The organism is Methylobacterium oxalidis (assembly GCF_007992195.1).
GTDB classification, from domain to species: Bacteria; Pseudomonadota; Alphaproteobacteria; order Rhizobiales; family Beijerinckiaceae; genus Methylobacterium; species Methylobacterium oxalidis.
In genome coordinates this window covers 14,180-37,972 of sequence record NZ_BJZU01000015.1, presented here as the reverse complement: position 1 = coordinate 37,972, position 23,793 = coordinate 14,180, and the positions used below count along the sequence as shown (strand labels likewise).

At 71.4% G+C, this 23,793-nt stretch carries 24 protein-coding genes and 1 tRNA gene; 14 read left to right on the top strand and 11 right to left on the bottom strand.

Features of this window, described 5'->3' with window-relative positions:
• Positions 1-250: 250 nt before the first annotated feature.
• The 7 genes from MOX02_RS05085 (at position 251) to MOX02_RS05055 (ending at position 4,323) form a co-directional block, all read left to right on the top strand.
• Positions 251-517: a cytochrome c oxidase subunit 3 family protein gene (locus tag MOX02_RS05085; RefSeq protein ID WP_238179415.1), complete on the top strand. Its 267-nt coding sequence runs from the start codon at positions 251-253 to the stop codon at positions 515-517.
• Between the two features lie 134 nt (positions 518-651).
• Entirely contained in the window at positions 652-924 is a 273-nt protein-coding gene (locus MOX02_RS05080; protein ID WP_147024726.1) for a hypothetical protein, read from the top strand.
• A gap of 2 nt (positions 925-926) precedes the next feature.
• Positions 927-1,478, top strand: a complete 552-nt coding sequence (locus tag MOX02_RS05075) for a hypothetical protein (RefSeq protein ID WP_147024725.1) — start codon at positions 927-929, stop codon at positions 1,476-1,478.
• A gap of 116 nt (positions 1,479-1,594) precedes the next feature.
• Positions 1,595-2,422, top strand: coding sequence for a class II glutamine amidotransferase (locus MOX02_RS05070; protein ID WP_147024724.1), 828 nt, complete (start codon positions 1,595-1,597; stop codon positions 2,420-2,422).
• Between the two features lie 129 nt (positions 2,423-2,551).
• Positions 2,552-3,292: a NepR family anti-sigma factor gene (locus MOX02_RS05065; protein WP_147024723.1), complete on the top strand. Its 741-nt coding sequence runs from the start codon at positions 2,552-2,554 to the stop codon at positions 3,290-3,292.
• 145 nt (positions 3,293-3,437) lie between these two features.
• The gene (locus tag MOX02_RS05060) at positions 3,438-3,851 is read left to right on the top strand and encodes a DUF1236 domain-containing protein (RefSeq protein WP_147024722.1); all 414 of its coding nucleotides are present in this window, start codon (positions 3,438-3,440) and stop codon (positions 3,849-3,851) included.
• Between the two features lie 169 nt (positions 3,852-4,020).
• On the top strand, positions 4,021-4,323 hold the full coding sequence (locus MOX02_RS05055) for a hypothetical protein (RefSeq protein WP_147024721.1): 303 nt from the start codon (positions 4,021-4,023) through the stop codon (positions 4,321-4,323).
• Here MOX02_RS05055 and mscL read toward each other — a convergent pair.
• The 6 genes from mscL to MOX02_RS05025 all read right to left on the bottom strand — a co-directional run bounded on the left by mscL (position 4,297) and on the right by MOX02_RS05025 (position 11,247).
• The gene (mscL, locus tag MOX02_RS05050; protein ID WP_147024720.1) at positions 4,297-4,725 is read right to left on the bottom strand and encodes a large conductance mechanosensitive channel protein MscL; all 429 of its coding nucleotides are present in this window, start codon (positions 4,723-4,725) and stop codon (positions 4,297-4,299) included. The two genes, MOX02_RS05055 and mscL, sit on opposite strands and share 27 nt — an antisense overlap.
• A gap of 359 nt (positions 4,726-5,084) precedes the next feature.
• The gene (locus MOX02_RS05045; RefSeq protein WP_147024719.1) at positions 5,085-5,528 is read right to left on the bottom strand and encodes a hypothetical protein; all 444 of its coding nucleotides are present in this window, start codon (positions 5,526-5,528) and stop codon (positions 5,085-5,087) included.
• A 222-nt stretch (positions 5,529-5,750) separates the two neighbouring features.
• Positions 5,751-6,596 carry a CDP-alcohol phosphatidyltransferase family protein gene (locus MOX02_RS05040; protein ID WP_147024718.1) on the bottom strand — a complete coding sequence of 282 codons (846 nt, stop codon included), beginning with the start codon at positions 6,594-6,596 and terminating at the stop codon, positions 5,751-5,753.
• A gap of 11 nt (positions 6,597-6,607) precedes the next feature.
• Positions 6,608-7,318 carry a phosphatidylserine decarboxylase gene (locus MOX02_RS05035; protein ID WP_147024717.1) on the bottom strand — a complete coding sequence of 237 codons (711 nt, stop codon included), beginning with the start codon at positions 7,316-7,318 and terminating at the stop codon, positions 6,608-6,610.
• Positions 7,319-7,424: 106 nt separating this feature from the next.
• The gene (locus MOX02_RS05030; RefSeq protein ID WP_147024716.1) at positions 7,425-9,344 is read right to left on the bottom strand and encodes an ABCB family ABC transporter ATP-binding protein/permease; all 1,920 of its coding nucleotides are present in this window, start codon (positions 9,342-9,344) and stop codon (positions 7,425-7,427) included.
• Positions 9,345-9,474: 130 nt separating this feature from the next.
• Complete coding sequence (locus MOX02_RS05025; protein WP_147024715.1) at positions 9,475-11,247, bottom strand: LysM peptidoglycan-binding domain-containing protein; 1,773 nt, start codon at positions 11,245-11,247, stop codon at positions 9,475-9,477.
• A 234-nt stretch (positions 11,248-11,481) separates the two neighbouring features.
• Between MOX02_RS05025 and MOX02_RS05020 the strand changes: the two genes are divergently transcribed.
• A complete protein-coding gene (locus MOX02_RS05020; RefSeq protein WP_147024714.1) occupies positions 11,482-12,084 on the top strand; it encodes an LOG family protein in 603 nt (200 codons plus the stop codon).
• Between the two features lie 284 nt (positions 12,085-12,368).
• Here the strand turns inward: MOX02_RS05020 and cysS are convergent, their stop codons facing one another.
• The gene (gene cysS, locus MOX02_RS05015) at positions 12,369-13,751 is read right to left on the bottom strand and encodes a cysteine--tRNA ligase (RefSeq protein WP_147024713.1); all 1,383 of its coding nucleotides are present in this window, start codon (positions 13,749-13,751) and stop codon (positions 12,369-12,371) included.
• A 232-nt stretch (positions 13,752-13,983) separates the two neighbouring features.
• Between cysS and MOX02_RS05010 the strand changes: the two genes are divergently transcribed.
• Positions 13,984-14,328, top strand: a complete 345-nt coding sequence (locus tag MOX02_RS05010) for a hypothetical protein (RefSeq protein ID WP_147024712.1) — start codon at positions 13,984-13,986, stop codon at positions 14,326-14,328.
• Between the two features lie 6 nt (positions 14,329-14,334).
• Here MOX02_RS05010 and MOX02_RS05005 read toward each other — a convergent pair whose 3' ends face one another.
• A complete protein-coding gene (locus MOX02_RS05005; protein WP_147024711.1) occupies positions 14,335-14,856 on the bottom strand; it encodes a CreA family protein in 522 nt (173 codons plus the stop codon).
• A gap of 143 nt (positions 14,857-14,999) precedes the next feature.
• Between MOX02_RS05005 and MOX02_RS05000 the strand changes: the two genes are divergently transcribed.
• From MOX02_RS05000 to MOX02_RS04985, 4 genes are all read left to right on the top strand, one after another.
• The gene (locus MOX02_RS05000) at positions 15,000-16,013 is read left to right on the top strand and encodes a DUF2865 domain-containing protein (protein WP_147024710.1); all 1,014 of its coding nucleotides are present in this window, start codon (positions 15,000-15,002) and stop codon (positions 16,011-16,013) included.
• A gap of 164 nt (positions 16,014-16,177) precedes the next feature.
• The gene (locus MOX02_RS04995; RefSeq protein WP_147024709.1) at positions 16,178-18,421 is read left to right on the top strand and encodes an OmpA family protein; all 2,244 of its coding nucleotides are present in this window, start codon (positions 16,178-16,180) and stop codon (positions 18,419-18,421) included.
• Between the two features lie 119 nt (positions 18,422-18,540).
• Positions 18,541-19,746 (top strand): MFS transporter, encoded by a 1,206-nt coding sequence (locus MOX02_RS04990; RefSeq protein WP_147024708.1) that lies wholly within the window; start codon positions 18,541-18,543, stop codon positions 19,744-19,746.
• 171 nt (positions 19,747-19,917) lie between these two features.
• Positions 19,918-21,207 carry a hemolysin family protein gene (locus MOX02_RS04985; protein ID WP_147024707.1) on the top strand — a complete coding sequence of 430 codons (1,290 nt, stop codon included), beginning with the start codon at positions 19,918-19,920 and terminating at the stop codon, positions 21,205-21,207.
• A 76-nt stretch (positions 21,208-21,283) separates the two neighbouring features.
• Here the strand turns inward: MOX02_RS04985 and MOX02_RS04980 are convergent, their stop codons facing one another.
• The 3 genes from MOX02_RS04980 to gltX form a co-directional block, all read right to left on the bottom strand.
• Positions 21,284-21,838: a hypothetical protein gene (locus tag MOX02_RS04980; protein WP_147024706.1), complete on the bottom strand. Its 555-nt coding sequence runs from the start codon at positions 21,836-21,838 to the stop codon at positions 21,284-21,286.
• A gap of 2 nt (positions 21,839-21,840) precedes the next feature.
• Positions 21,841-22,050 (bottom strand): hypothetical protein, encoded by a 210-nt coding sequence (locus MOX02_RS04975; protein ID WP_147024705.1) that lies wholly within the window; start codon positions 22,048-22,050, stop codon positions 21,841-21,843.
• A gap of 146 nt (positions 22,051-22,196) precedes the next feature.
• Positions 22,197-23,537, bottom strand: a complete 1,341-nt coding sequence (gene gltX / locus MOX02_RS04970) for a glutamate--tRNA ligase (RefSeq protein WP_147024704.1) — start codon at positions 23,535-23,537, stop codon at positions 22,197-22,199.
• Between the two features lie 138 nt (positions 23,538-23,675).
• On the opposite strand from gltX, the gene MOX02_RS04965 reads away from it, so the two are divergent.
• A tRNA-Val gene (locus tag MOX02_RS04965) sits at positions 23,676-23,750 on the top strand.
• Positions 23,751-23,793: the final 43 nt, after the last annotated feature.

Genomic DNA, 23,793 nt, shown 5'->3' with positions numbered 1-23,793 from the left:
GCGGGCGCCCGCCGTCCCCTGGAACGCGAAGGGCCTGGAGTGGGAGACCGCCTCGCCGCCGCCGACCCACAACTTCCTCTGCCCGCCGGCCATGCCGACAGTGCCCTACGACGACCCGATCCAGGAGCGCCAGACGGGGAGGCCGCACGGGTGAGCGCGGGTGCGGAGCCCCCCGAGCGCGTCGGCGCCGCCCGCGTCGCGCATTTCGAGAGCGTCGAGCAGCAGCGGCGCGCCGCCACCCTCGGGATCGATGCCCTTCCTCTCGGACCGCCCCTACGCGCTGGCCGAGACGCCGGCTTCGCGGCTCTTCGTGAACCTCGACTCCGTGGTGACCGCGCTGCACGCCGAGCACCTGTTCACCGGCATCCGCATCCGGCTCGGGATGACCTGGATCGCCTCGCGACCGGACTTCCTCTCCCGCCACCAGAACTGGATCGAGGTCAACGGCCTCTACTCGAATTTCATCAACCTGATCTGGATCATGGTGTTTCCGATCCTGTGCGTGGCGAACCGATGATTTGATCCGTTGCAGGTCTGTCTGTTGCTCCAAATGCACGCTGCCGTGAAAAGCGAGTTTTACGCGACGAATTCAGTCGACGCGGCGGCCGGTACGTTTAACGTCTGTGCCGGCGATCAGAGGCACGGGACCGCATGCTCGGCAGATGGTGTTACGAATCGCGGCAACTTGTGTTTGTTATCTTCGAGATCGCGCGGGGGGACGAGCCGCCGTTCCGCGGCGGCTGGCAGTCGAGGCGGGACCGATGGCACGGCCTCGATCGTTATCCCGACTTCGAGGACTTTTGCGATTGGTGGCATCGGAAGGGCAAGGACGAGGCCGGCGGGAACGATCTCGGCAGCAGGGCGGAGGCCGAGGCCGCCTACGAGACGTGGGTCGACAGTCGTCGCTCCGGGAAAGGTGCCTGATCATGGCGATGGAACGTGAAGGGTCCCAGGATATCGCTCTCGCGCTCGATCCCGGCAACGAGGACGGGACCCTGTCGGCGCTGCGGCACGCGGCGGACGACCCCGAAGGCCCGTGGCAACCGGCGATGATCGGCACCCTCCTCGGAAAGACCACGTCGAACCGGGTCCGGAACGCCGCGGCCGTCGCCCTCGCCGATCTCAACGCGCCGGAGGGCGCGACGCTGATCGCGGCGCAGGTGGCGCGCCCGGAGGTCGCGGCCGCGTCCGGCACCCTGCTCTACGCGCTCGACCGCCTCGGGGCGGCACTCCCCCTCGACGCCTTCCTCACCGTGATCGAGCACGGCTCCTTCGAGGCGCGGGCGGAGGCCCTGGAACTCCTGCACGCCGACAGGGTCGACCTCGCGGACGTCCGCGATCCCGGAGCGGTCCTGAACCGGCTCGAATCCGTTCTGGTGTCCGGAAGCGGCGACGCGGTCGACGCGGCCGCGGAGAGCCTCGTTGTGCTGGCGCCGCGCCTCTCTCCGGGGTCGGCTTCTTCCGGGTCGCGATCCTGATGGGCCTGACGCTCACCGACTCTCTCGCCCGCTGAAAGCGCGACGGTTGTTCGGGGGCGCGGAGGCTTCTACATCTCGCCTCCTCCGCCTCAACCCCTCCGGCGCCCGAACACCCGATGTGCGAACTGCTCGGCATGTCCGCGAACGTGCCCACCGACATCCGCTTCTCCTTCGCCGCCCTGGCGCGGCGCGGCGGCGAGACGGGGCCGCACGTGGACGGGTGGGGCATCAGCTTCTACGAGGGCCGGGGCTGCCGCACCTTCCACGACCCGGAGCCGAGCGCCCGCTCGGAGCTCGCCAAGCTCCTGCGCAACTACCCCATCAAGAGCCGCATCGTCGTGGCACACGTGCGCAAGGCCAACCGCGGGCGCGTGTCGCTGGAGAACACCCACCCGTTCTCGCGCGAGCTGTGGGGCCGGCGCTGGACCTTCGCGCACAACGGCCAGTTGAAGGGCGTGAAGCGGCTGCCGCTGACCGGCTTCCACCCGGTCGGCACCACGGACAGCGAGCACGCCTTCTGCTGGATGCTCGGCCAGCTACAGGCCCGCTGGCGCGCCCTGCCGAAGCCGGCCGTCCTCGACCGGGCGGTGGCCGACCTCTGCGCCGAGCTGCACGGGCGCGGCGTCTTCAACATGCTGCTCACCGACAGCCGCTCCCTCTACGCCCATTGCGGCAAGCGGCTCTGCTACCTCACCCGCTGCGCGCCGTTCGGCACCGCCACCCTCGTGGACGAGGACTGGCGTGTGGACTTCGCGCAGGAGACCACGGAGCGCGACGTCGTCACCGTCATCGCCACGCAGGCGCTGACACGCGACGAGACCTGGACCGACCTCGCGCGCGGCGACGTGCTGGTGCTGCGCGACGGCGGCATCCGCCTCGTCAAGCCGGGCCAGGGGCCGGCGCGCACCCTCGCCGCGCCGGTGAGCGGCCCCCACGCCTGTTGATCGGAGGCGCCGCGCCCCTGCGAAAGGTGCGCGCAGGGACGCGATGCGCTACAACGGATCTCAACCATATCGCCGACTGGTAAGGGGACCACCGGTCGGCGCCCAAGATCAAGCCATCTCAGACGAGCCATGCGAAGCGACGAGATCCAGACCATACCCGACCGTCCGGACCGGGACGCCGATGCCCGGCCGAACCTGCCGGCCAACATCCGCACCCATCTCGGAGACCATCTCCGGACCGCCTACGAGGCGATCGGCCAGGCCGAGATGCCCAACCGCTTCGCGGAGCTGATCGAGAAGCTGGAAGCGGCGCTCCGCGCCCAGGGCGAGGCCGTCGAGCCCGATTTCCGCGACGGGCTGCTGGCCGCCGTGCCGAGCCTGCGGGCCTTCGCGCTCTCGCTCACCTCGAACCCGGCCCGCTCGGACGACCTCGTGCAGGACACGCTGCTGAAGGGCTGGCAGCACCGCGCCCGCTTCCAGCCGGGCACGAACCTGAACGCGTGGCTGTTCACGATCCTGCGCAACATCTTCTACTCGGACCACCGCAAGCGCGTGCGCGAGGTCGAGGACCAGGACGGCTCCTACGCCGCCCGCCTCGCCACCGCCCCGCACCAGGGCGACCGGCTCGACGTCGAGGACCTGCAGAGCGCGCTCGCCAAGCTGCCGCCGGACCAGCGCGAGGCCCTCGTCCTCGTCGGCGCCGAGGGCGTGTCCTACGAGGAGGCCGCCACGATCATGGGCTGCAAGGTCGGAACGGTGAAGAGCCGCGTCAGCCGCGCCCGCGGGCGCCTCGCCGAGCTGCTCGGCTACGACGAGGAGGATCTCGGCTCGGACCGGTTCATCCAGTCGGCCATGCCGAAGGAGGCCTGAGCGGGTCTCGGCCGGTCTGTTGACTAAATTTCAGGCATAGGAAATTTCGACGCATCCCTTTCGAAAGGTCGTGCGTTACCGGCCCAAGCTCCGCTGTGCTCGGCCCGTGCCGAACGCGGCGGGACGTTGGAAACGGAGATTTCTCATGAACATCAAGACCCTTCTCGCGGCGTCCGCGATCGCCCTCGCCCTCCCGATGGCTGCCCAGGCCCAGGGCCTCGTGCGCGGTGCCGAGCAGGGCGCCCGCGACGGCGCCGATGCGGCGGGCCCGGTGGGCGCGATCGTCGGCGGCGCGGTGGGTGCGGCGACCGGCACGGTCGGCGGCATCCTGGGCGTCGATGATCGTCCGCGCTTCCGCAGCTACGTCACCGAGCGCCGCGTCCGCTCCTACGATTACGACGGCCGCGTCGCGGTCGGCACCACGCTGCCGTCCTCGGGCGTGACCTACTACGACGTGCCGGACGAGTACCGGGTGAAGCCGGGCTACCGCTACACCGTCGTGAACGACCGCCCGGTGCTGGTCGACCGCGGCCACCGCATCGTCGAGGTCATCGACTGAGGCAACGGGCGGCGCCCTCGGGCGCCGTCCCCGATCCGGCCCCGGCGCCCCGCGCCGGGGCCTTTTTCATGCCGGCGCTCACGCGGTCCTGATCTTTTCTTTTCATCGCCCACGCAACGTCTAACCTTTGCTCCACGTTAACGCTGTCAAGTAACGGGAGAGCGATGCGATGGCAGACGACGAGGCGAGCCAGAATCCTGTCCTGCCGGAACCGGTGCGGGACCATCTCGGACAGCAGCTGCGGACCGTCTACAACGTGAAATCCGACAAGCCCCGCTACCTCGGGGACGAGGCGGTGCCGCCGGTGTTCGAGCCGCAGATCAAGCGCCTGGAGACGCGCCTCAAGACCCACGAGGAGGGGACGAGCGCCGTCGAGGGCGCGCTCGACCGCATCCTCGACGCGCTGGGCGTCGACCCGGACGCGAAGGCGGGCTCCGAGCGCGGCTCAGACGCGCGGACGGGTCGCCAGTAGGTCGCGGATCTCTCCGAGGATCCTCACGTCCGCCGGCACCTCGGCCACCGCCTCCGGCTTCTGCTCCTCCCGGGTCTGCAGCTTGTTCATGGCGCGGATCACCATGAAGAGCACGAAGGCGACGATCATGAAGTTCAGGGCGACCGTGATGAACTGCCCGTAGCCGAGCACGGCGCCCTGCTTCTTGGCCTCCGCGTAGGCGAGGCCGCCCTGCACCTTCGACGAGAGCGGGACGTAGTAGTTCGAGAAGTCGAGCCCGCCCGTGATCGCGCCGATGATCGGCATGAACAGGTCCTGCACCGCCGAGGTCACGATGGCGCCGAAGGCCGCGCCGATGATGACGCCGACGGCGAGATCGACCACGTTTCCGCGCAGCGCGAACTTCTTGAACTCCTCGAGCATCGCAGGCCCTCCACGGGGACGAGGCCGCCGCTCGCGGCCCGGGCGAGCTTAAGGGCGGATTCCGCGCCGCGACAGGGCGGGGATGGTCTGTCCACGACAATCGAGGCGGGCTCGGCAGTGTCCGCCCACAGCGCTGCTCTACCGGCGGCGTCCGCAACGAGTTGGCATGCAGGCGAGCATGCCGCATGCATCAACGTCTAAATCTATCGCAGATTGACCCGCGCTACGATTATATCAAGAGTTTAAATTAAATCATCGAATTACAACTCCTGCAATGCACTTGCGCTGATAACGACTGAAGCAATTTTCCCGCATGACTTAGGGCAGATCGATAACCGTGTTAGAAAAAATGTAGTCATTCATTGGAATTTGTAGTCGATAATCGTAACTTGCCATCGCAGCGTTCGTTGAACGAACCGATCCGTCAAGAAATTGGAATAATCAAGACATTCAATCGTGAGACTTCTCGGACCAATTTTTTTATTCAGCACAAGCGCTGGGAATGCCATCGTCGACTGATCATCGTTCTCCAGGTGCGCAGAAATTTTCACAGCAACTTCGTTGATTGTTGAATGATTGTACTTGTTTTGTACCAATACTGCGACGTGAACAGGTCGATTTCGGCAAGCATTGGAATTCTCGTACGCGGCTGCAATGACGCTGACTTGCTTCTTCTTGTCAAGAAAAACAGTAACTACATAAAAGATAGCATTAAAACAAATAGCTCCGGTTAGAGCAAAAAGAAACACGGGGTAACGGCGCGACACCTGCCAAACAAAAAATACGAACAGGGCAAGAGTCACCCAGATCATTAATCCGGCCTAAACGCGAATATCGGTCTCGGCCCGCGCATTCTGACAGAATGCTTCATGGACCGATCGTGATCCCTATTTCATGAGCAACACAGCTTATCACAGACTGTTGAATGATTGGTTTCGTTTCGTCCAAACAATAAGCTCTCGATTGTTCTGATCCGACCTGTCGCGGGCCTGCAGTGCGGTCGCGGCGCGTCGGGTCTCGGTCCTTTAGGGCTTCGGCCCCTGCGGCACCGTCTCCTCCACCGCGGCCGAGCGGACCATGGCCTCGCGGCGGGCCCGCCTCCGGTACTGCATGGCCCCGAACGGGATCACCGCGAGATAGGCGAGGCTCACCGCCACCATCACCTCGAACGGGAAGCTGATCGCCACGCCGAAGATCGCCACGCCGAGGAGGAAGATCGGCAGCACCCAGCCGCGGGGCACGCGCTTGCCGATGGTCTTGCCGGAGAAGGTCGGGACCGTCGAGACGACGAGGAGCGCGATGCCGAGCACGTAGACGAGGACCAGCGGCGCCGCCCACCGCTCGAAGGAGAAGCCGAGGAAGTGCAGGTAGAGCGGCAGCAGCGCGGTGAGCGCGCCGGCCGGGGCCGGCATGCCGACGAAGAAGTCCTTCTTCCACTCGGGCCGGTTCGGATCGTCGAGCATCGCGTTGAAGCGGGCGAGGCGCAGGCCCATGGCGATCGCGAAGATCAGCGCCACGATCCACCCCACCGAGCGGAGCGGGTGCAGGGCGAAGCCGTAGAGGATGAGCGCGGGCGCGCAGCCGAAATTCACGAAGTCGGCGAGCGAATCGAGCTCGGCCCCGAACCGCGAGGTGCCCTTGAGGAGCCGCGCGACGCGCCCGTCGACGCCGTCGAGGAGGGCCGCCACCACGATCGCGATCACCGCCGGCTCGAACTTCCCCTCGAAGGCGAGGCGGATCGCCGTCAGCCCGAGGCAGAGCGCCATCAGGGTGATCATGTTCGGCGCGATCATCCGGAACGGCACCGGCTTGAAGCGGCGCGGCTTCGGCTCGTTCGGGTCGGGCGCGAAGGGCGGGAAGAGATCGTCCATCGGGTGCCCCCTCAGATCCGGCGGAAGGTCCGCTCGGGCCCGCCCGAGAGGTCGGCCAGCACCGTCTCGCCCGCCACCGCCTTCTGGCCGAGCCCGACGAGGACGCGGGTGCCGGCGGGCAGGTAGACGTCGACGCGCGAGCCGAAGCGGATCAGGCCGAAGCGCTCGCCGACCTGCAGCGAATCGCCGGCCGCCACGAAGCCGACGATGCGGCGGGCGACCAGACCGGCGATCTGGACCACGCCGACGCGCACCGGCGCGCCGCGGTGCAGCGTCTCCATGACGAGGCCGTTGCGCTCGTTGTCCTCGCTCGCCTTGTCGAGCTCGGCGTTGAGGAACAGGCCCGGCGTGTAGTGGATCTGCCCGATCCGGCCCGTCACGGGCACGCGGTTCACGTGGCAGTCGAACACGTTCATGAAGACCGAGATCCGCGTCATCGGGACCTGCGGCAGGTCGAGCTCGGGCGGCGGCAGCACGGTGGCGATGAGGTTCACGCGCCCGTCCGCGGGCGAGACCACGAGCCCGTCGCCCACCGGGGTGATGCGCTCGGGGTCGCGGAAGAAGTAGCAGACCCACAGGGTCAGGATCAGGAAGATCCAGCCGAAGAACTGCGAGAAGTAGCCGGCCACCACCGTCAGCACGATGCCGATCAGGATGAAGGGGTAGCCCTCCTTGTGGATCGGCACGAGGACGCGGCGGATCGTCTCGAAGAGATCGGTCATGGAGGTTCAGGCACTCCTGCGGCTCGCCGGCAGCGCGCGCCCCGGCGGGGCCGGATGGCAGCCCGGGCGGCTCCCGTCAACCGCCCCGGGCCCCGCGTCCCGCCCCCTACTCCGCCGGCAGCGGCTCGGGCGCGGGCCGGCGCGCGGGCGCGGCGTGCGGCAGGTCGTCCTCGTCCTCGGCGCGCTTGAGGGCCTCGCGGGCCTCGTCCGCCTCGCGCTGGCGGCTCCACAGGGCGGCGTAGACGCCGCCCTGCGCGAGCAGCCCCGCGTGGTCGCCCCGCTCCACCACGAGGCCGCGGTCGAGCACGATGATCTCGTCGGCGTTGACCACCGTCGAGAGGCGGTGGGCGATGACGAGGGTGGTGCGCCCCCGCGAGACCCGGTCGAGCGCGTCCTGGATCTCGCGCTCGGTGAAGGAATCGAGGGCCGAGGTCGCCTCGTCGAGGACGAGGATCGGCGGTGCCTTCAGGATGGTGCGGGCGATGGCGACGCGCTGCTTCTCGCCGCCCGAGAGCTTGAGGCCGCGCTCGCCCACCGGCGTCTCGTAGCCCTCCGGCAGCGCGGCGATGAAGCGGTCGATCTGCGCGAGGCGGGCGGCCTCCCGGACCTCCGCCTCGCTCGCCTCCCAGCGGCCGTAGCGGATGTTGTAGCCGATCGTGTCGTTGAACAGCACCGTGTCCTGCGGGACCATGCCGATCGCCGCGCGCAGCGAATCCTGGCGCACCTGCGCGATGTCCTGCCCGTCGATGGTGATGCGGCCCGATTGCGGCTCGTAGAACCGGAACAGCAGGCGCGACAGCGTGGACTTGCCCGCCCCCGAGGGGCCGACGATCGCCACCGTCCGGCCGGGCGCCACCGAGAAGGAGACGCCGCGCAGGATCGGCCGGTCCGGGTTGTAGGCGAAGCGCACGTCCTCGAAGCGCACGGCCGCCTGCTCGACGCGCAGCGGGGCCGCGCCCGGCCGGTCCGCGATCTCGGGGTTGCGGTGCAGGATCTGGAACATGTCGTCGATGTCGATCAGCGCCTGCTTGATCTCCCGGTAGATCATGCCCATGAAGTTGAGCGGCATCGAGAGCTGCACTAGCATCGTGTTCACGAGCACGAAGCCGCCGATCGTCACCCGCCCCGCCAGGATGTCGCGCGCCGACAGCCACATCACGATCGTCATGCCGATGGTGAAGATCACGGCCTGGCCGGCGTTGAGCACGGCGAGAGAGACGTAAGTCTGCGTCGAGGCGGTCTCGTACTTCGCCATCGAGGCGTCGTAGCGGGCGGTCTCGCGCCCCTCCGCGCCGAAATACTTCACGGTCTCGTAGTTGAGGAGCGAGTCGACGGCCTTGGTGTTGGCCTCGGTGTCGGAGTTGTTCATCCGGCGCCGGATCGCGATCCGCCACTCGGTCGCCTTGTAGGTGAAGCCGAGATAGGCCGCGACCATCGCGAACACGACGGCCGAGTAGAGCCAGTCGAACTCGTAGGCCAGCACGCCGATGACGAGCACGAACTCGACGATGGTGGGCACCAGCGTCAGCACCATCAGGCGCGACAATTCCTCGATGCCGCCGCGGCCGCGCTCCAGCACGCGGGTGAGGCCGCCCGTCTTGCGCTCCAGGTGGAAGCGCAGCGAGAGCCGGTGCATGTGCTCGAAGGTCTGGAGCGCGAGGCGCCGCACGGCGTGCATCGCCACCTTGGCGAACAGCCCGTCGCGCACCTGCGTCAGCCCGGCCATCAGGATCCGCGACAGGCCGTAGAGGCCGATGAGCAGCATCGGCGCCGCGAACAGGCCGGTCGGCGGGCTGTCGCCGGGCTTGGCGTTCGCGAGCGCCACCAGCGCGTCCGTCGCCCACTTGAAGGTGAAGGGCGTCACCATGGTGGCGACCTTGGCGACGAGCAGGAGGCCGAAGGCGAGGAAGACGCGCCGCTGCAGGTCCGGCCGCCCGTGGGGCCAGAGGTAGGGCCAGAGCCGGCGGTAGGTGGCGACGAGGCCGGGACGCTCGGGGGGCGCGGCCGGCCCGGGGGCGGAACTCATGGGCGAGGTGTCCGGGGCAAGGTATCCGGGGATCGCGGGTACGGGGACCGCATATAGGCGGCCCCGCCCCGGCGTGCACGGGCGGGCGCGGCAGGGCCGCCCTGCTCCCGGCGCGGCGACCCGGCTCCGGTCAGCCCCGCTTCTTCTGGCGCTGGGCCTCGCCCTCGTCCGTCGGCAGCACGAAGATCTGGCCCGGATAGATCAGGTCGGGATCGCGGATCTGCTGCTGGTTGGCGTCGTAGATCACGGTGTAGCGGTCGCCCTTGCCATAGGTGCGCCGGCTGATCTGCCAGAGGCTGTCGCCCCGCGTGATCTTCGCGGTGTTGATCTCGGCGACGAAGACGCCGCGCGCCGTCTCCGGCGGCGCGGCGGGCGTCTCCGCCGCGGCCGAGGCCCGGACCGCGTTGCCGGCGGGTGCGGCCGCGCCGTTCGGCTCGCTCGGCGCGGCCAGGGCGCCGGCGGCCGGCGCCTCGGCCTGCCGCGCGCCGCGCTCGCCGCCCGCCTCCCGCGGGCTCTCGGCGGGTGGGCCCGTCGGCGGCTCCCGCGCCGGGTCACCGGCCTGCGGGCGCGGCGCCGGCGCGGCCGCCATCGGGACGGGGCGGCCCGGCTCCGGCGCGGTCCCGGCCGAGAACCGGCCGCGCGTCTCGGGCATCGGCGCCAAGACGGCCGCCGGGGCGGCGGGCTCCGCGCCCTCCCGGCCCGCGACGCGCGCGGGCGCCGGGTAGTTGAACGGCACCTCCGAGCGCGCCCGGACCTTGCCGGTCACGGCGTCGACCTGATCGACCCGGATCTTGTACTCGCCCGGCCGCACGCCGCGGCCGATCGTGAAGGTGACCTTGCCGTCGGCGCCCACGCTGCCCGGCGCCACCAGCGTGTCGTTGAGATAGAGGCGGACCGTGGCGCCGGGCGCCCCCTGGCTGGTGATGAAGAGCCGCCCGCCCTCCTGCGCGTCGACGCTGACGATCTTCACCGGGCTCGCGCCCTGGGCCTCCGTCTTCGCCTTCGCCTCGGCCGATCGCGTCTCCTGGGCCCGCGTCTCCTGCTGGGCCCGCGCCTCCCGGGCCGGGGCGCCGGGCCTCGGTGCGGGCGCGGCGCCGGGCTTGGCCTCCGCCACCTGCGCGCCGGGCTCCGGCTGCGAGAGCACGACGGTCGGCTGGTCGGGCGCCGTCAGGGCGATGAGCGGTTTCGTGTCGCGCGTCTCAGCCACCACCACGGCCACGCTCTGGCGGGAGCGGGTCTCGCGGCCCTCCGGCCCGGTGGAGCGCAGCACGATCTCGCTGCTGCCCGGCGCCAGCGCCGGCGGCACGATGGCGAACTGGCCCGACGGGTCGGCGAGCGCGCGGGCGACCGGCTTGCCGTTCACCAGCATCTCGACGGCGGTGTTGGGCGCGCCGCGGCCGGCCACCACGGCCTCGCCGTCCGGCTCCACGCGGATGAGGTCGAAGGTCGGGCCCGCGTCCGGGTTCGTCGCAGCCGGGCGGCCGCCCTGCGGGACAGGCGCGCCGGCGGAGGGCAGCGCGGCCCCGGGCACCACGTTCGCCTGCGCGCCCGTGCCCGGCGCGCGTTCGGGTGCGGCCTGCGGCGCCTCATTTGCCTGCGGCGCCGAGTTCGCCCGCGGCGCGCCGTCTGCCTGCGGCGCGCCGTCTGCCTGCGGCGCCTGGGCACCAACTCCGGCCCGGTCCGGGCCGGCCGGTGGCCTGCCCGCGGGCTGCGCGGCGCCGTCCGGGCCGGCCGGCCGGCCGAGCGCGGCGACGGGCGGTCGCGCCTCTGCCTGCGGCGGGCGCTGGGGCTCCGCCGCCCGCTTCATGAACTCGCCGGCGCCGAACAGGCCGACCACCAGCAGGAACCCTCCCAGCAGGCCGACGCCCGCCAGAACGAGGCTCCGCCGCAACTCCGCCGTCATGGCGTCCTACTCCCCAGGCGTCGACGGGGCCCGGCGGCCCGCCGTTTCGGCAGGCGGGCGACCGACAAAACCGTCGACTGGTCGCGGCATATTAACGTACATGACCGAGACACCAAGCCGCCGACGCCCCGGAGGGGGTGAATCCCGCGCGAATTCAGCAGTTTGGCACAGCCCGACGCGGTTCTCGCGCGCGGGGTCGCGGCGGCGCGGCGAACAGAGACGGGAGGACGCCGGATGGCGCCGGTGAAGACGGTCTGCGTGTATTGCGGCTCAGGGTTCGGGGAGGATCCGGCCTTCCGCCAGGCCGCCGAGACGCTCGGGCGCTCGCTCGCCGCGGCCGGGATCGGCCTCGTCTACGGCGGCGGCAACGTCGGCCTGATGGGCACCGTGGCCCGCGCGGTCCTCGACGGCGGCGGCCACGTCACCGGCATCATCCCGGACTTCCTGAAGTCGCGCGAGCGCATGCTCGACGACATCCAGGAGACGATCGTGGTGGGCGACATGCACACCCGCAAGCGCATGATGTTCGACCGCTCGGACGCCTTCGTGGCTTTGCCCGGCGGCATCGGCACGCTGGAGGAGCTCGTGGAGCAGCTGACCTGGGCGCAGCTCGGCCAGCACCGCAAGCCGATCCTCCTCGTCTCGGTCGCCGATTTCTGGCGCCCGCTGCTCACGCTGTTCGACCACATGCGCGGCCACGGCTTCATCCGCGACGGGCTCGACCTCAACTACCTCGTGGCGAAGGACGCGACCGAGGTCGTGCCGATGCTGCGCCGGGAGGCCGCGGGCCGCGAGCCCGCGCCGGAGGCGGAGGAGTTCATCAAGGAGCGGTTCTGACGAGCAACCGCCGGGTGCCGGCACGCTGACGGACGGGAGAGGTGGGGCGCAGTCGCCCTCGCATGGCTCGACCCGAAGGGCGTTGGCGCGGGTCCCCTCTCCCGTTCGGGAGAGGGACAGGGTGAGGGGTTCAGGTCTATCCGGAAAAGGCGCACCCCTCACCCGGTGCGCTGACGCGCACTCGCCCTCTTTCGAACGGGAGAGGTGGGTGCCGGCTCCGCCGCCGGTGGCCGGAAACGAGCAGGCACAGGTCCCCTCTCCTCAACCGGAGAGGTGGGCGGGGGTCAGCCCGCGACGCTCCAGGTCGTCGTGCCGTCCTTGTTGTCCTTGACGGTCACGCCCATCGCCGACAGCGCGTCGCGGACGCGGTCGGATTCCGGCCAGTCCTTGGCGGCGCGGGCGGCGCGGCGGGCCGCGATCAGCGCCTCGACCGCGGCGACGTCGACGCCCGAGGCGCGCACGCTCGCGGCGTCCCGCTCGGAGCGGGTCTGGGCGAGGAAGCCGAGGAGGTTGGCGCCGGCCTTCAGGGCGGCCGGCTCGTCGAGGCGATGGATCTCGGCGAGCGCCGCGGCCGTGTTGAGGTCGTCGAGGAGCGGCTCGAGCACCGAGGCCGGCGGCTCGGACGCGGGCGCCGCGTCCCCCACGAGCCCGTACCAGCGCTCCAGCATGCGGCCCGATTCCTCGAGGCCCCGCAGCGTCCAGTCGATCGGCTGGCGGTAGTGGGTCTTGAGCATGTTGAGGCGCACGACCTCGCCCGGCCAGTCCTTCAGGACCTCCCGCAGGGTGACGAAGTTGCCGAGCGACTTCGACATCTTCTCGCCCTCGACCTGCAGGAAGCCGTTGTGCAGCCAGACATTGGCCATCACCGGCGTGCCGAAGCAGCATCGGGATTGGGCGACCTCGTTCTCGTGGTGGGGGAAGATCAGGTCGATGCCGCCCGCATGGATGTCGAAGGTCTGGCCGAGGTGCTTCCAGGACATGGCCGAGCACTCGATGTGCCAGCCGGGCCGCCCCGGCTCCGCGATGCCCGCGGGCGAGGGCCAGGCGGGCTCGCCCGGCTTCGAGGGCTTCCAGAGCACGAAGTCGAGGGGCGAGCGCTTGTAGGGCGCCACCTCGACCCGGGCGCCGGCCTCCATCTCGTCGAGCGGCCGCTTCGAGAGGGCGCCGTAATCGGGCATCGAGGGCACGTCGAACAGGACATGCCCTTCCGCCACGTAGGCGTGGCCCGCCGCGACCAGCCCCTCGATCAGGCTCGCCATCTCGGCGATGTGGTCGGTGGCGCGGGGCTCCACGAAGCGCGTCCGCTCGCCCGGCACGTTCACGTCCTCGGGCATCAGCACGCCGAGCGCCCGCACGTCCTCGTGGAAGGTCCTGAGCGTGCCGTCCGTCAATTCGCGGATGGTGATGCCGCGCTCGGCCGCCCGCGCGTTGATCTTGTCGTCCACGTCCGTGACGTTGCGGGCGTAGGTGACGTGGGCCGGCCCGTAGAGGTGGCGGAGCAGGCGGAAGAGCAGGTCGAAGACGATGATGGGGCGCGCGTTGCCGATATGGGCCGCGTCGTAGACCGTCGGCCCGCAGGCGTACAGGCGCACATGGCCCGGATCGATCGGCACGAAGGCCGCCTTCTCCCGGGTCAGCGTGTTGTAGAGCCGCAACATCGAGGCCATGAAACCCACTCTCGTCCCTTGGGGCGCCGGCCTGTCCTCCGCCCCTGTTGCGCGGAGGCGACGGCCCCGCCGGCGCTCCTGCGCTAACCCAAAACGGTGAGCATTTCGAGAACGACGGCGGGCCGGAGCCCGGCCGCTCCGAACTGCGCGCGACCGACGTCCTAAAGCCTTTGTTTACCGTCCCGTCGGACCTTCAGGACAACACACAACAATTCGGTCAGGAGAGACCTTCATGCGTCGTACCGCTGCCGGACTCAGCGCTCTTCTCGGTGCCCTCGTTCTCACCGCGGCCGCGCATCCCACGCGCGCCGGCGCCGAGGCCGCCAAGCCCGCGGCGACCTCCATCGAGCGCACCTTCCTGATCCCGTCGAGCGAGGGCTACGGCGTCGGCGACTGCCTGACCGGCGGCCGGAGCGAGTGCGGCCAGGTGGTCGCCAACGCGTGGTGCGAATCGCAGGGCTTCGCCTCGGCCGCCTCCTACGGCGTCGCCGCCCAGGAGGACTACACCGGCGCCATCGACGCCGTGCCGGCACAGAAGCCCGCCGAGCGGCCGATCCGCATCACCTGCCAGGACTGAGCGCGCTCAGCGCACGAAGTCGGCGCATTTCGGCGGCGGCTCCGTGCCCCAGGGCATGAGCGGGACGGTCGAGGTCGAGTTCTTCGGCGATCCCTGGATGACCTTGTCCGAGTAGACCATGTAGATCAGCGTGTTGCGCTTGGCGTCGCAGCCGCGCACGATCTGCATCGACTTGAAGATCAGCGAGCGGCGCTCGCTGAACACCACCTCGCCCTGCTTGAACTTCTCCTTGAACTGCACCGGGCCGACCTGCCGGCAGGACAGCGAGATGTCGGAGACGTCCTCGGCGAGCCCGAGCGTGCCCTTGATGCCGCCCTTCTCGGGCTGCGTGTAGTGGCAGGCGACGCCCCCGACCACGGGGTCGTCGATGCCGTAGACGACGAGCTTGTCGTTCGGCGTCAGCGGGCGCCACACGGTCGACTTGTCGAAGATGCGGTCCGGATCGTCGGCCGCGCCCGCCGGCCCGGCGAGGAGACCGAGCGCCACGAGGCCCGCGCCGACCGGACGTGTGAGACTCCGAAGCCACATGGTGCAACCTTTCCCCCGCTGATGCGACGTGGCGCATGTAGGGAGGCTGTCGCCGGGCCGCGAGGCCGCGTAAAAATAAGTTAAGCTTCGACCGCCCGCGTTCCGTATCCGGCGTTCGGGCCGGACCCGTCATCGACAGAGCCATGCCGCTGATCCGATCGCAGATTCGTCAGCTCGTCCGCGCGCTCGCCGCCGGAGCCCTCGCGGTGCTCGCGGTGCCGGCCGCGCTGGCGCAGCAGAGCCCGAACCCGGCCTGCCAGCGCTACCGCGCGGAGCTGTCGAGCCTGAACGACAGCGCCAACGTGGCCCGCGCCCTGCAGGGGGAGATCTCCCGGCTCGAAGCCTATTACCGCACGCTGAACTGCGAGGGCGGCCGGTTCCTGTTCTTCGACACGCGGCCCCCGCAATGCGGCGCGGTGGAGCAGCGCATCCGGGCGCTCAACGCCGGCTACGGCGGGGAGAACGGCGAGGTGGTGGCCGCCCGCCGCCGCCAGCTCCAGGGCGCGGTGGCGAGCGCCTGCGGCGACCTGCCGACGAACCCGGACGGCACGCCCGCCGGCCAGTACGCCCGCGGCGGCGCGCAGGTGATCTGCGTGCGCACCTGCGACGGCGCCTACTTCCCGATGCCGAACCTGCCGGACGGGCGCGAGGGCGCGAACGAGATGTGCCAGGCGCTCTGCCCCGGCACCGAATCGGCCGCCTACTCGATGCCCCACGGCGACGACGCCCTGAGGCACGCCGCCACCATCCAGGGCCGGCGCTCCTACGCCTCGCTGCCGAACGCCTTCAAGTTCCAGAAGACCTTCGTGCCGAACTGCTCCTGCAAGAAGGAGGGGCAGAGCTGGGCGCAGACGCTGGTGAAGGCCGAGAGCATGCTGGTCCGGCACAAGGGCGACATCTTCGTCACGCCGATGCAGGCGGAGGCGCTGTCGCGGCCGAAGGTCCGCCTCACGCTCGTCGGGCGCGCCGACAAGACGGCGGCGGGCCTCGCCGCGGACGCGGCCGGGCGCACGGGCGCGCCCGTGCCCGAGGCGACGCCGGGCGCCACCGAGGCCGCGCCGACGACCACGGCCTCGACGGATGCCGGCGCGCGCCCGGCGATCCGCGTGATCGCCCCGAACGTGATCGCGGTGCCGAACCGGTCGGGCACGCCCTGACCCTGCGGCCGGCGGGACGTTCGCACAAGATCTTGTGATCAGAGGGGAATTGCCCGCCCGGAGGCGCGCCGCGGCGCCTCCGGAATTTGACCTCGCGCCCTCGGGAACCATATCGCGCCCGACCCCGTTCGGCCCCGTTCGAACCGAAGCGCGAGACGATTCCCATGCGGAAGACCCGAAGCCTGCTCCTGACCGGCACCATGCTGCCGGCCCTGCTCCTCTCCGGGCCGGACCTCGTCCGGGCGGGCCAGCAGGACTGGGCGGGCCAGGGTCCTTCGACGGGCCAGCGGGACGGGATCGTGCGCCTCGCGCAGGGCGGCCCCGGCGAGGGCGGACCTCGCGGCGGCGGCGAAGGGCCGCGCGGCGGCGGCGGTGAGGGTCCGCGGGGCGGCCCGCCCGGCGGCGGTGGCCGGCCCGAGCGCGGTGCCCCGGAGCGCGCCGCGCCCCCGCCGGCCGCCCGCGAGCGGCAAGAGCGACCGGAGCGGCAAGAGCGACCGGAGCGGCCCGATCGTCCGGAGCGTCCCGAGCCGAGGCCCGAGCGGGCCGCGCCGGAGCGTCCTCCGCAGCCTCGGCCCGAGCCGCGTCAGGAGCGGGCGCCCGAGCGTGCCCAAGAACGTGCCCAAGAACGTCCCCAGGAGCGGGCGCCCGCCGAGCGGCCGGAGCGTCCCGCTCCGCGGCAGGAGCGCCAAGAGCGCCAAGAGCGCCAGGAACGTCCCGAGCCGCGGCAGGAGCGCGAGGCGCCCGGCGCCCGCCCCGACCGCGCGCCGGACCGTCCACAGCAGGACCGGACCCCCGACCGCGCGCCGGCCGAGCGCGCAAGCCCGCCCGCCTCGCGCGAGCGGACACCGGACCGCCAGGAGCGTCCGGCGACCCAGGACCGCCGCGACGAGCGCAGGGACGAGCGGCGCGAGGCGCCCGAGCCCGGCCGCCGCGCGCCCGGCGCGGAGACGCCGCCGGCCCAGCGCCCCGGCCAGCCGCCCGCGGCCGCGCCGAATGCCCAGCCCGGCGTGCCGGGCCGCCCCGTTCAGCCCGACGCGCAGGGCCAGCCGGGCGGCAGGCGCGAGGGCGCGCCGGGCGCGGCCCCGAACGCGCAGCCGGGCGTGCCCGGACGTCCGGTCCAGCCTCCGGGCGGTCCCGGGGAGCAGCCGGGCGCCCGCCGCGACGGCGCGCCGACCCCCGGCACGCCGCCGGGCCAGCCCGGCGCACCCCCGGCCGCCGCGCCGAACGCCCAGCCCGGCGTGCCCGGCCGCCCGGTCGAGCCGACGCCGGGCCAGCCGGGGAGCCCGACGCCCGACGGCACGCAGCAGCGGGGCGCGCCGGCGACCGCGCCGAACGCGCAGCCGGGCGTGCCCGGCCGTCCCGTCCAGCCCCCCGGCGTCGCGCCCGACCAGCAAGGCGGGCGCTTCGACGACCGCGACCGCGATCGCCGCGACGGCTTCAACGCGCCGGGCCGGCCCGGCTACGTGCCCGGCGGCTTCCGCGAGGACAACGAGGACATCCGCGACTACGAGCGCATCCGGCGCGACCGGCGCGAGTTCAACGAGGGCGGCCGCACCTACATCCGCGAGCCCGGCCGCATCATCGTGCGGGACCGCGACGGCTACTTCATCCGCCACGACGAGAACGAGCGCTTCCGCGAGCTCGACCGCGGCCGCTACCGCAGCGAGCGCCGCGGCGGCGAGGTCGTCACTTATCTCGACCGGCCGGGCGGCGAGCAGATCATCACGGTGGTGGACGACGACGGCCGCCTGCTGCGCCGCTCGCGCCGCTTCCGCGACGGGCGCGAGGTGGTGATCATCGACAACGCCTTCGGCGGGCGCCCGCGCCCGATCTACGAGGACGTGGTGGTGCTGCCGCCGCCGGACATCCGGATCCCGCGCGACCGCTACATCGTGGACTACGACGGCGCGGACGAGCGCACCGTCTACGAGGCGCTCACCGCCCCGCCCGTCGCGCCGATCGAGCGGCGCTACACGCTCGACCAGGTCCGCTACAGCCCGCAGCTGCGCGCCCGCATGCGCAGCGTCGACATCGACACGATCAACTTCGACACGGGCTCGTTCACGGTGACGCCGGACCAGGCGGCCCGCCTCTCCACGATCGCTCAGGCCATCAACCAGGCGATCCGCAACAACCCGCAGGAGGTGTTCCTGATCGAGGGCTACACCGACGCGGTGGGCGCCGACGTGGACAACCTGTCCCTGTCGGATCGCCGCGCCCAGTCGGTGGCGACCGTGCTGACCCAGCAGTTCCAGGTGCCGCCCGAGAACCTGACCACGCAGGGCTACGGCGAGCAGTACCTCAAGGTGAGCACGCAAGGTCCCTCGCGGGAGAACCGCCGCGTCACGGTCCGCCGGATCACGCCGCTGATCCAGCAGGGCGAGGCGCAGGCCGAGCCCCCGCGCTGAGGGGCCCGGCCACCGTTCGGAAAGCCTCCGCCTGTCAGCCGCGCCGGGGTCGGCGCGGTTGACGCCCCCTGCCGCCCGGCCCACACCGGAGCCTCGCGCGGGGCAGGAGCGGAGGGGGAATGGAGGAGGCGGATGACCGGTTGATCGAGGCCGGCACGCCGGTCTTCCGGCGCACGACCCTGGCTCTCGCCGCCGCCGGCTTCTCCACCTTCGCGGTGCTCTACGGCGTGCAGCCGCTGCTGCCCGTCTACGCGGACGATTTCCACGTCTCGCCGGCCGAGAGCAGCCTCGCCCTGTCGCTGCCCTGCGCGACGCTCGCCGTCTCCCTCCTCGTGGTGAGCCCGCTCTCCGAGGTCTGGGGGCGCAAGCCCGTGATGGTGGCCTCCCTGTTCGCCTCGGCGATCCTCACCATCATCGCCTGCCTCGTGCCGAGCTGGCACGGCTTCCTGGTGCTGCGGGCGCTCACCGGGATCACCGCGAGCGGCCTGCCCGCGGTGGCGATGGCCTATCTCAGCGAGGAGATGCACGGGCGCGCCATCGGCCTGTCGATGGGGCTCCTCATCGGCGGCAACGCCCTCGGCGGCATGGTCGGGCGCCTGATCGCGGGCGTGATCGCCGATTTCGGCTCCTGGCGGATCGGGCTCGGCACGATCGGCGTGCTCGCGCTCCTCGCCGCAATCACCTTCTGGCGGGCGCTGCCCGAATCGCGCCGCTTCACCGCCCACCGGATGCGGTGGCGGGAGGTTCCCGGCACCTTCACGCAGCACTTCCGCGATGCCGGCCTGCCCTGGCTGTACGCCGAGGCGTTCCTGCTGATGGGCGGCTTCGTCTGCGTCTACAACTACATCGGCTTCCGCCTGCTCGACCCGCCCTTCTCGCTCAGCCAGGCGACGATCGGCGCGATCTTCGTCGTCTACCTCCTCGGGACGGCGAGCTCGGCGGTGACCGGCGAGATCGCGAGCCGGCTCGGAAGGCGCAAGGTGCTGTGGCTCGCCATCAGCCTCGGCCTCCTCGGCATTCTGATGACGCTCTCCGGCAACCTGTACGTCATCGTCGGCGGCATCGCCGTGGTCACGATCGGCTTCTTCGGGGCGCACTCGGTGGCGAGCAGCTGGGTCGGGCGGCGCGCCCTGCGCGACCGCGCCCAGGCCTCCTCCGTCTATCTCTGCCTCTACTATCTCGGCTCGTCCGTCCTCGGCACCGCGGGGGGCTGGTTCTTCGTGCACGGGGGCTGGACGGGCGTCGTCGCCTTCCTCGGCGGCCTGTACGGAATCGCGCTCGCCATCGCGATCCGGCTGTCGCGCCTCGCCCCGCTGCCGCGGTAGGGCGAGGCGGGCGGCGACCCGCGGGTCCCCGGTTTTCCGGCCCGGGCGGATCGGATGTCGGCCCGGTCGGTTGACCCGGCAGGGCGCGACCTCCATCAAGGACGCCGCCCGTCATCATCAGAGGAAGCCCGGCGCGCCGCATCGGCGGCACCGGCTTGATGTTCCGCAGCCGTGCTCGAACTCGCCGTCGCCGTTGCCCTCATCGCCCTCAACGGCGTGTTCGCCCTGTCCGAACTCGCCGTCGTCTCCTCCCGCAAGAGCCGCCTGCGCTCCATGGTCGAGGAGCGCCGCTCCGGCGCCCACGCGGCGCTGGCCCTCGCGGAGGAGCCGGGTCGCTTCCTCTCGACCGTCCAGATCGGCATCACCCTGGTCGGCATCCTCTCGGGCGCCGTCTCGGGCGCGGCGCTCGGCGAGCGCCTCGCCACGATCCTCGTCGACACGGGCCTGCCGAAGGGCTGGGCCGACACGCTGGGCTACGGCCTCGTCATCGGCATCATCACCTACCTGTCGGTGATCATCGGCGAACTGGTGCCGAAGCACCTCGCGCTGCGCGACCCCGAGGGCGTCGCCTGCATGGTCAGCCCGGCCATGCGCCTCGTCTCGCGGGTGGCCAAGCCCGCGGTCTGGCTGCTCGACGCCTCGACGCGGGCGGTCTTCCGCCTGATCGGCCAGGAGACCGAGAGCGCGAGCGCCGTGACCGAGGAGGAGATCCGCCACCTCGTCGCCGAGGCCGAGACCGCGGGCGTCATCGAGACGGGCGAGCGCAAGATGATCGCGGGCGTGCTGCGCCTCGGCGACCGGGCCGTGCGCGGCGTGATGACGCCGCGCACGGACGTCGACTGGATCGACCTGCACCGGGACGAGGACGAGATCCGCGCCGCCCTGCTGGCGAGCCCGCACTCGCGCCTGCCGGTGGCGGAGGGCGGCGCCGACAACATGGTCGGCGTCCTGCAGGTGCGAGACCTCGTGAAGCCGCTGATGGCGGGCGAGAGTCTCGACCTGCGCCGGCACGTGCGCCGCGCGCCGGTCCTGCCCGACACCCTCGACGCCCTCGACGCCCTGAACGCGCTCCAGGACGCCGAGGTGCCGATGGCGCTCGTGCACGACGAGTACGGCCATTTCGACGGGCTCGTCACGCCCGCCGACATCCTCGACGCCATCGCGGGCGCCTTCCGCTCGGAGGATCCGGAGCCGGAGGCGGTGCAGCGGGCGGACGGCTCCTGGCTGATCGCCGGCTGGATGCCGGTGGACGAGATGGCCGACCAGCTCGGCATCAAGCTCGAAGCCTCGCGGGACTACGAGACGGCCGCCGGCCTCGTCATCGAGCGCCTGCAGCGCCTGCCGGAGACGGGAGAGACCTGCGACATCGCCGGCTGGTGCTTCGAGGTGGTGGATCTCGACGGCCGCCGCGTCGACAAGATCCTGGTGACGCGCCTCACGGAGGACGCCAGCGCGGCGTAGCGGCCCGCGGAGCGGTTGCGCTTCGCATCCGGGTGGGAGGTGGCCGCCGCGGAACCCGCATCGCCGCGACCGGGCCTCAGCGCACCTTACCAGCCTCCGCATCGTTGCCGGCCACCCAGCCGCCGGGACCGGCGACCCAATCGCCGATGCCGGCCGGCAATTCCTTCCCGCTTCCCCAAGCCGGCGACGGCCTGTCGGTCCGGGCCAGGAACGTTCGAAATTTGAGCGCGTCCTTCTGCAGGGCGATCAGATTTTTGATGGCACGCGTGTTGACCGGATCCTGGATCAAGGATTCCGAACCGTCGGCGGCCTTGAAGTAGTAGCGGCCGTCCCTGGCGACGAGATAGGCGGGCAGCTGGAAGTCGGACGGAAGGACGGGCGCTGCAGGTCCCGGGCTCGCCGGCGCCGCGCGCTCGGTCGGGACCGGATCCGACGCGGTGCCGGACGCCTCGAAGGACCCGAGCAGGAGAGCCGCCGACAGGCCGGCGAGCGCCGCGATCCCGTACGTCGTCGCGCGCCCGAGCCAGGACACCGCGAACGCCTTCCTGCCGAGGCCGAACGCGCAGACCTGCAAGAAAGGGTGCCCGAAGAGCACGGCGAACGCGACGATGGCTGTGGTCGGCGGCAACATGGCTAGGGATCCCGAAGCCACTCGTAGATCAATCCCATCACGACGATCAGGGCGAGCGCAATGACGATCTCACCCTGGTTGGCGAGCGCCCACTGCTTGTACTGATCGTCGCCGCCGATGACGTAGTTGAGCGCCTGCAACCCGGCAACGACGGCTATGAAGCGGATCACGATACGCGACAGAGCGGCGACGAGCCACTCGAGGAATATCATGGCCGGTCGGCGGCTTCCCGCAGCCTCCGGCGCCGATCCCGCCCGTCGAAGTCGTGCGCCATCCCGTGCCCCCCGGCGACACGCAGACGGCTCGGAAATCGACGCGATGTCCAATCACGAAGAGAGGATGATCTAAGAATCCGCTCCTAGCGAGCCTGCCCGAGCCGCTCCGCCACCCGTTCCCGCCCGATCAGCGGCAGGAGGGCCGAGAGGTCCGGCCCGTGGTCGAGCCCCGTCAACGCGAGGCGCAGGGGCATGAACAGGGCCTTTCCCCTGGCGCCGGTGCGGTCCTTCACGGCCGCCGTCCAGGTCTTCCAGGTCTCCGGCCCCCAGGGCTCGGGCGGCAGGGTCTCGGCGGCCGCGGCGACGATGGCCGGATCCGCGTCGGCGGGCTCCACCGGCCCCGTGACGACGCGCCACCACTCCGCCGCCTCGGCGACCTTCACGAGGTTCGCGCGCACGGCGAGCCAGAACGCGTCCGCCGCCGCCTCGGGCACGCCGAGGGCGGCGAGGCGCCCGCGCACCGCCTCCGGCGGCAGATCGTGGACGAGGCGGGCGTTGAGCCCGTCGAGCTCGTGAGGGTCGAACTTCGCGGGCGCCCGCGAGATGTGGGCGAGGTCGACGAGGGCGGCGAGCTCGTCGAGCCCGGCCACCGGACGCACCGCCTCGGCCGAGCCCGTCAGCACCGCGAGCGCCCGCACCGCCGCCGGCTCGTAGCCGGCCTCGCGCAGGCCCCGCAGCGACAGGTGCCCGAGGCGCTTCGAGAGCCCCTCCCCGTCCGCGGTGGTGAGCAGGTTGTGGTGCCCGAACACGGGGATCGCGTGCCCCAGCGCCTCGAAGATCTGCACCTGCACGCCGGTGTTGGTGACGTGGTCCTCGCCCCGGATCACGTGGGTGATGCCGAGCTCGGCGTCGTCCACCACAGAGGGCAGCGTGTAGAGGTAGGTGCCGTCCGCCCGCACCAGCACCGGGTCGGACAGGGAGGCGCAGTCCACGTGCGCCTCGCCGCGCACGAGGTCGTGCCAGGCGACCGTGCGGTGGTCGAGCTTGAACCGCCAGTGCGGGCGGCGCCCCTCCGCCTCCAGCGCGGCCCGCTGGTCGGGCGTGAGGGCGAGCGCCGCGCGGTCGTAGATCGGCGGCAGGCCGCGGCCGAGCTGGCGCTTGCGCCGCCGCTCCAGCTCCTCCGGCGTCTCGTAGCAGGGATAGAGGCGGCCGAGCGCCTTCAGCCGCTCGGCCGCCGCGTCGTGCCGGTCCGCCCGCTCCGACTGGCGGGCGAAGAGGTCGGGCACGATGCCGAGCCAGGCGAGATCCTCCTCGATCGCCGCCGCGAAGGTCGCCGTCGAGCGCTCTCGGTCGGTGTCGTCGAGGCGCAGCAGGAAGCGGCCGCCCCGCGCCCGCGCGAACAGCGCGTTCAGGAGGGCCGGCCGGGCGTTGCCGATGTGGAGGTAGCCGGTCGGCGACGGCGCGAAGCGGACGAGGGGTGCCATGCCGGCTCTCCTACCGGAATTTTTCCGGCGTTGTGAGCGGTGCGGGCCGGCGCAACGCGAAATCCGGCACCGGGCGCCGCAGCCCGCGACGGACCCCTTGACGCACCGGCGCGCGCCGACCTAGAAGGCCCTCGGTCCGGGTGCGTAGCTCAGCGGGAGAGCATTCGCTTCACACGCGAAGGGTCACAGGTTCGATCCCTGTCGCGCCCACCATCCCACCCCTTCGACAATCCATCCTCGTCCACAGGCCGGCCCG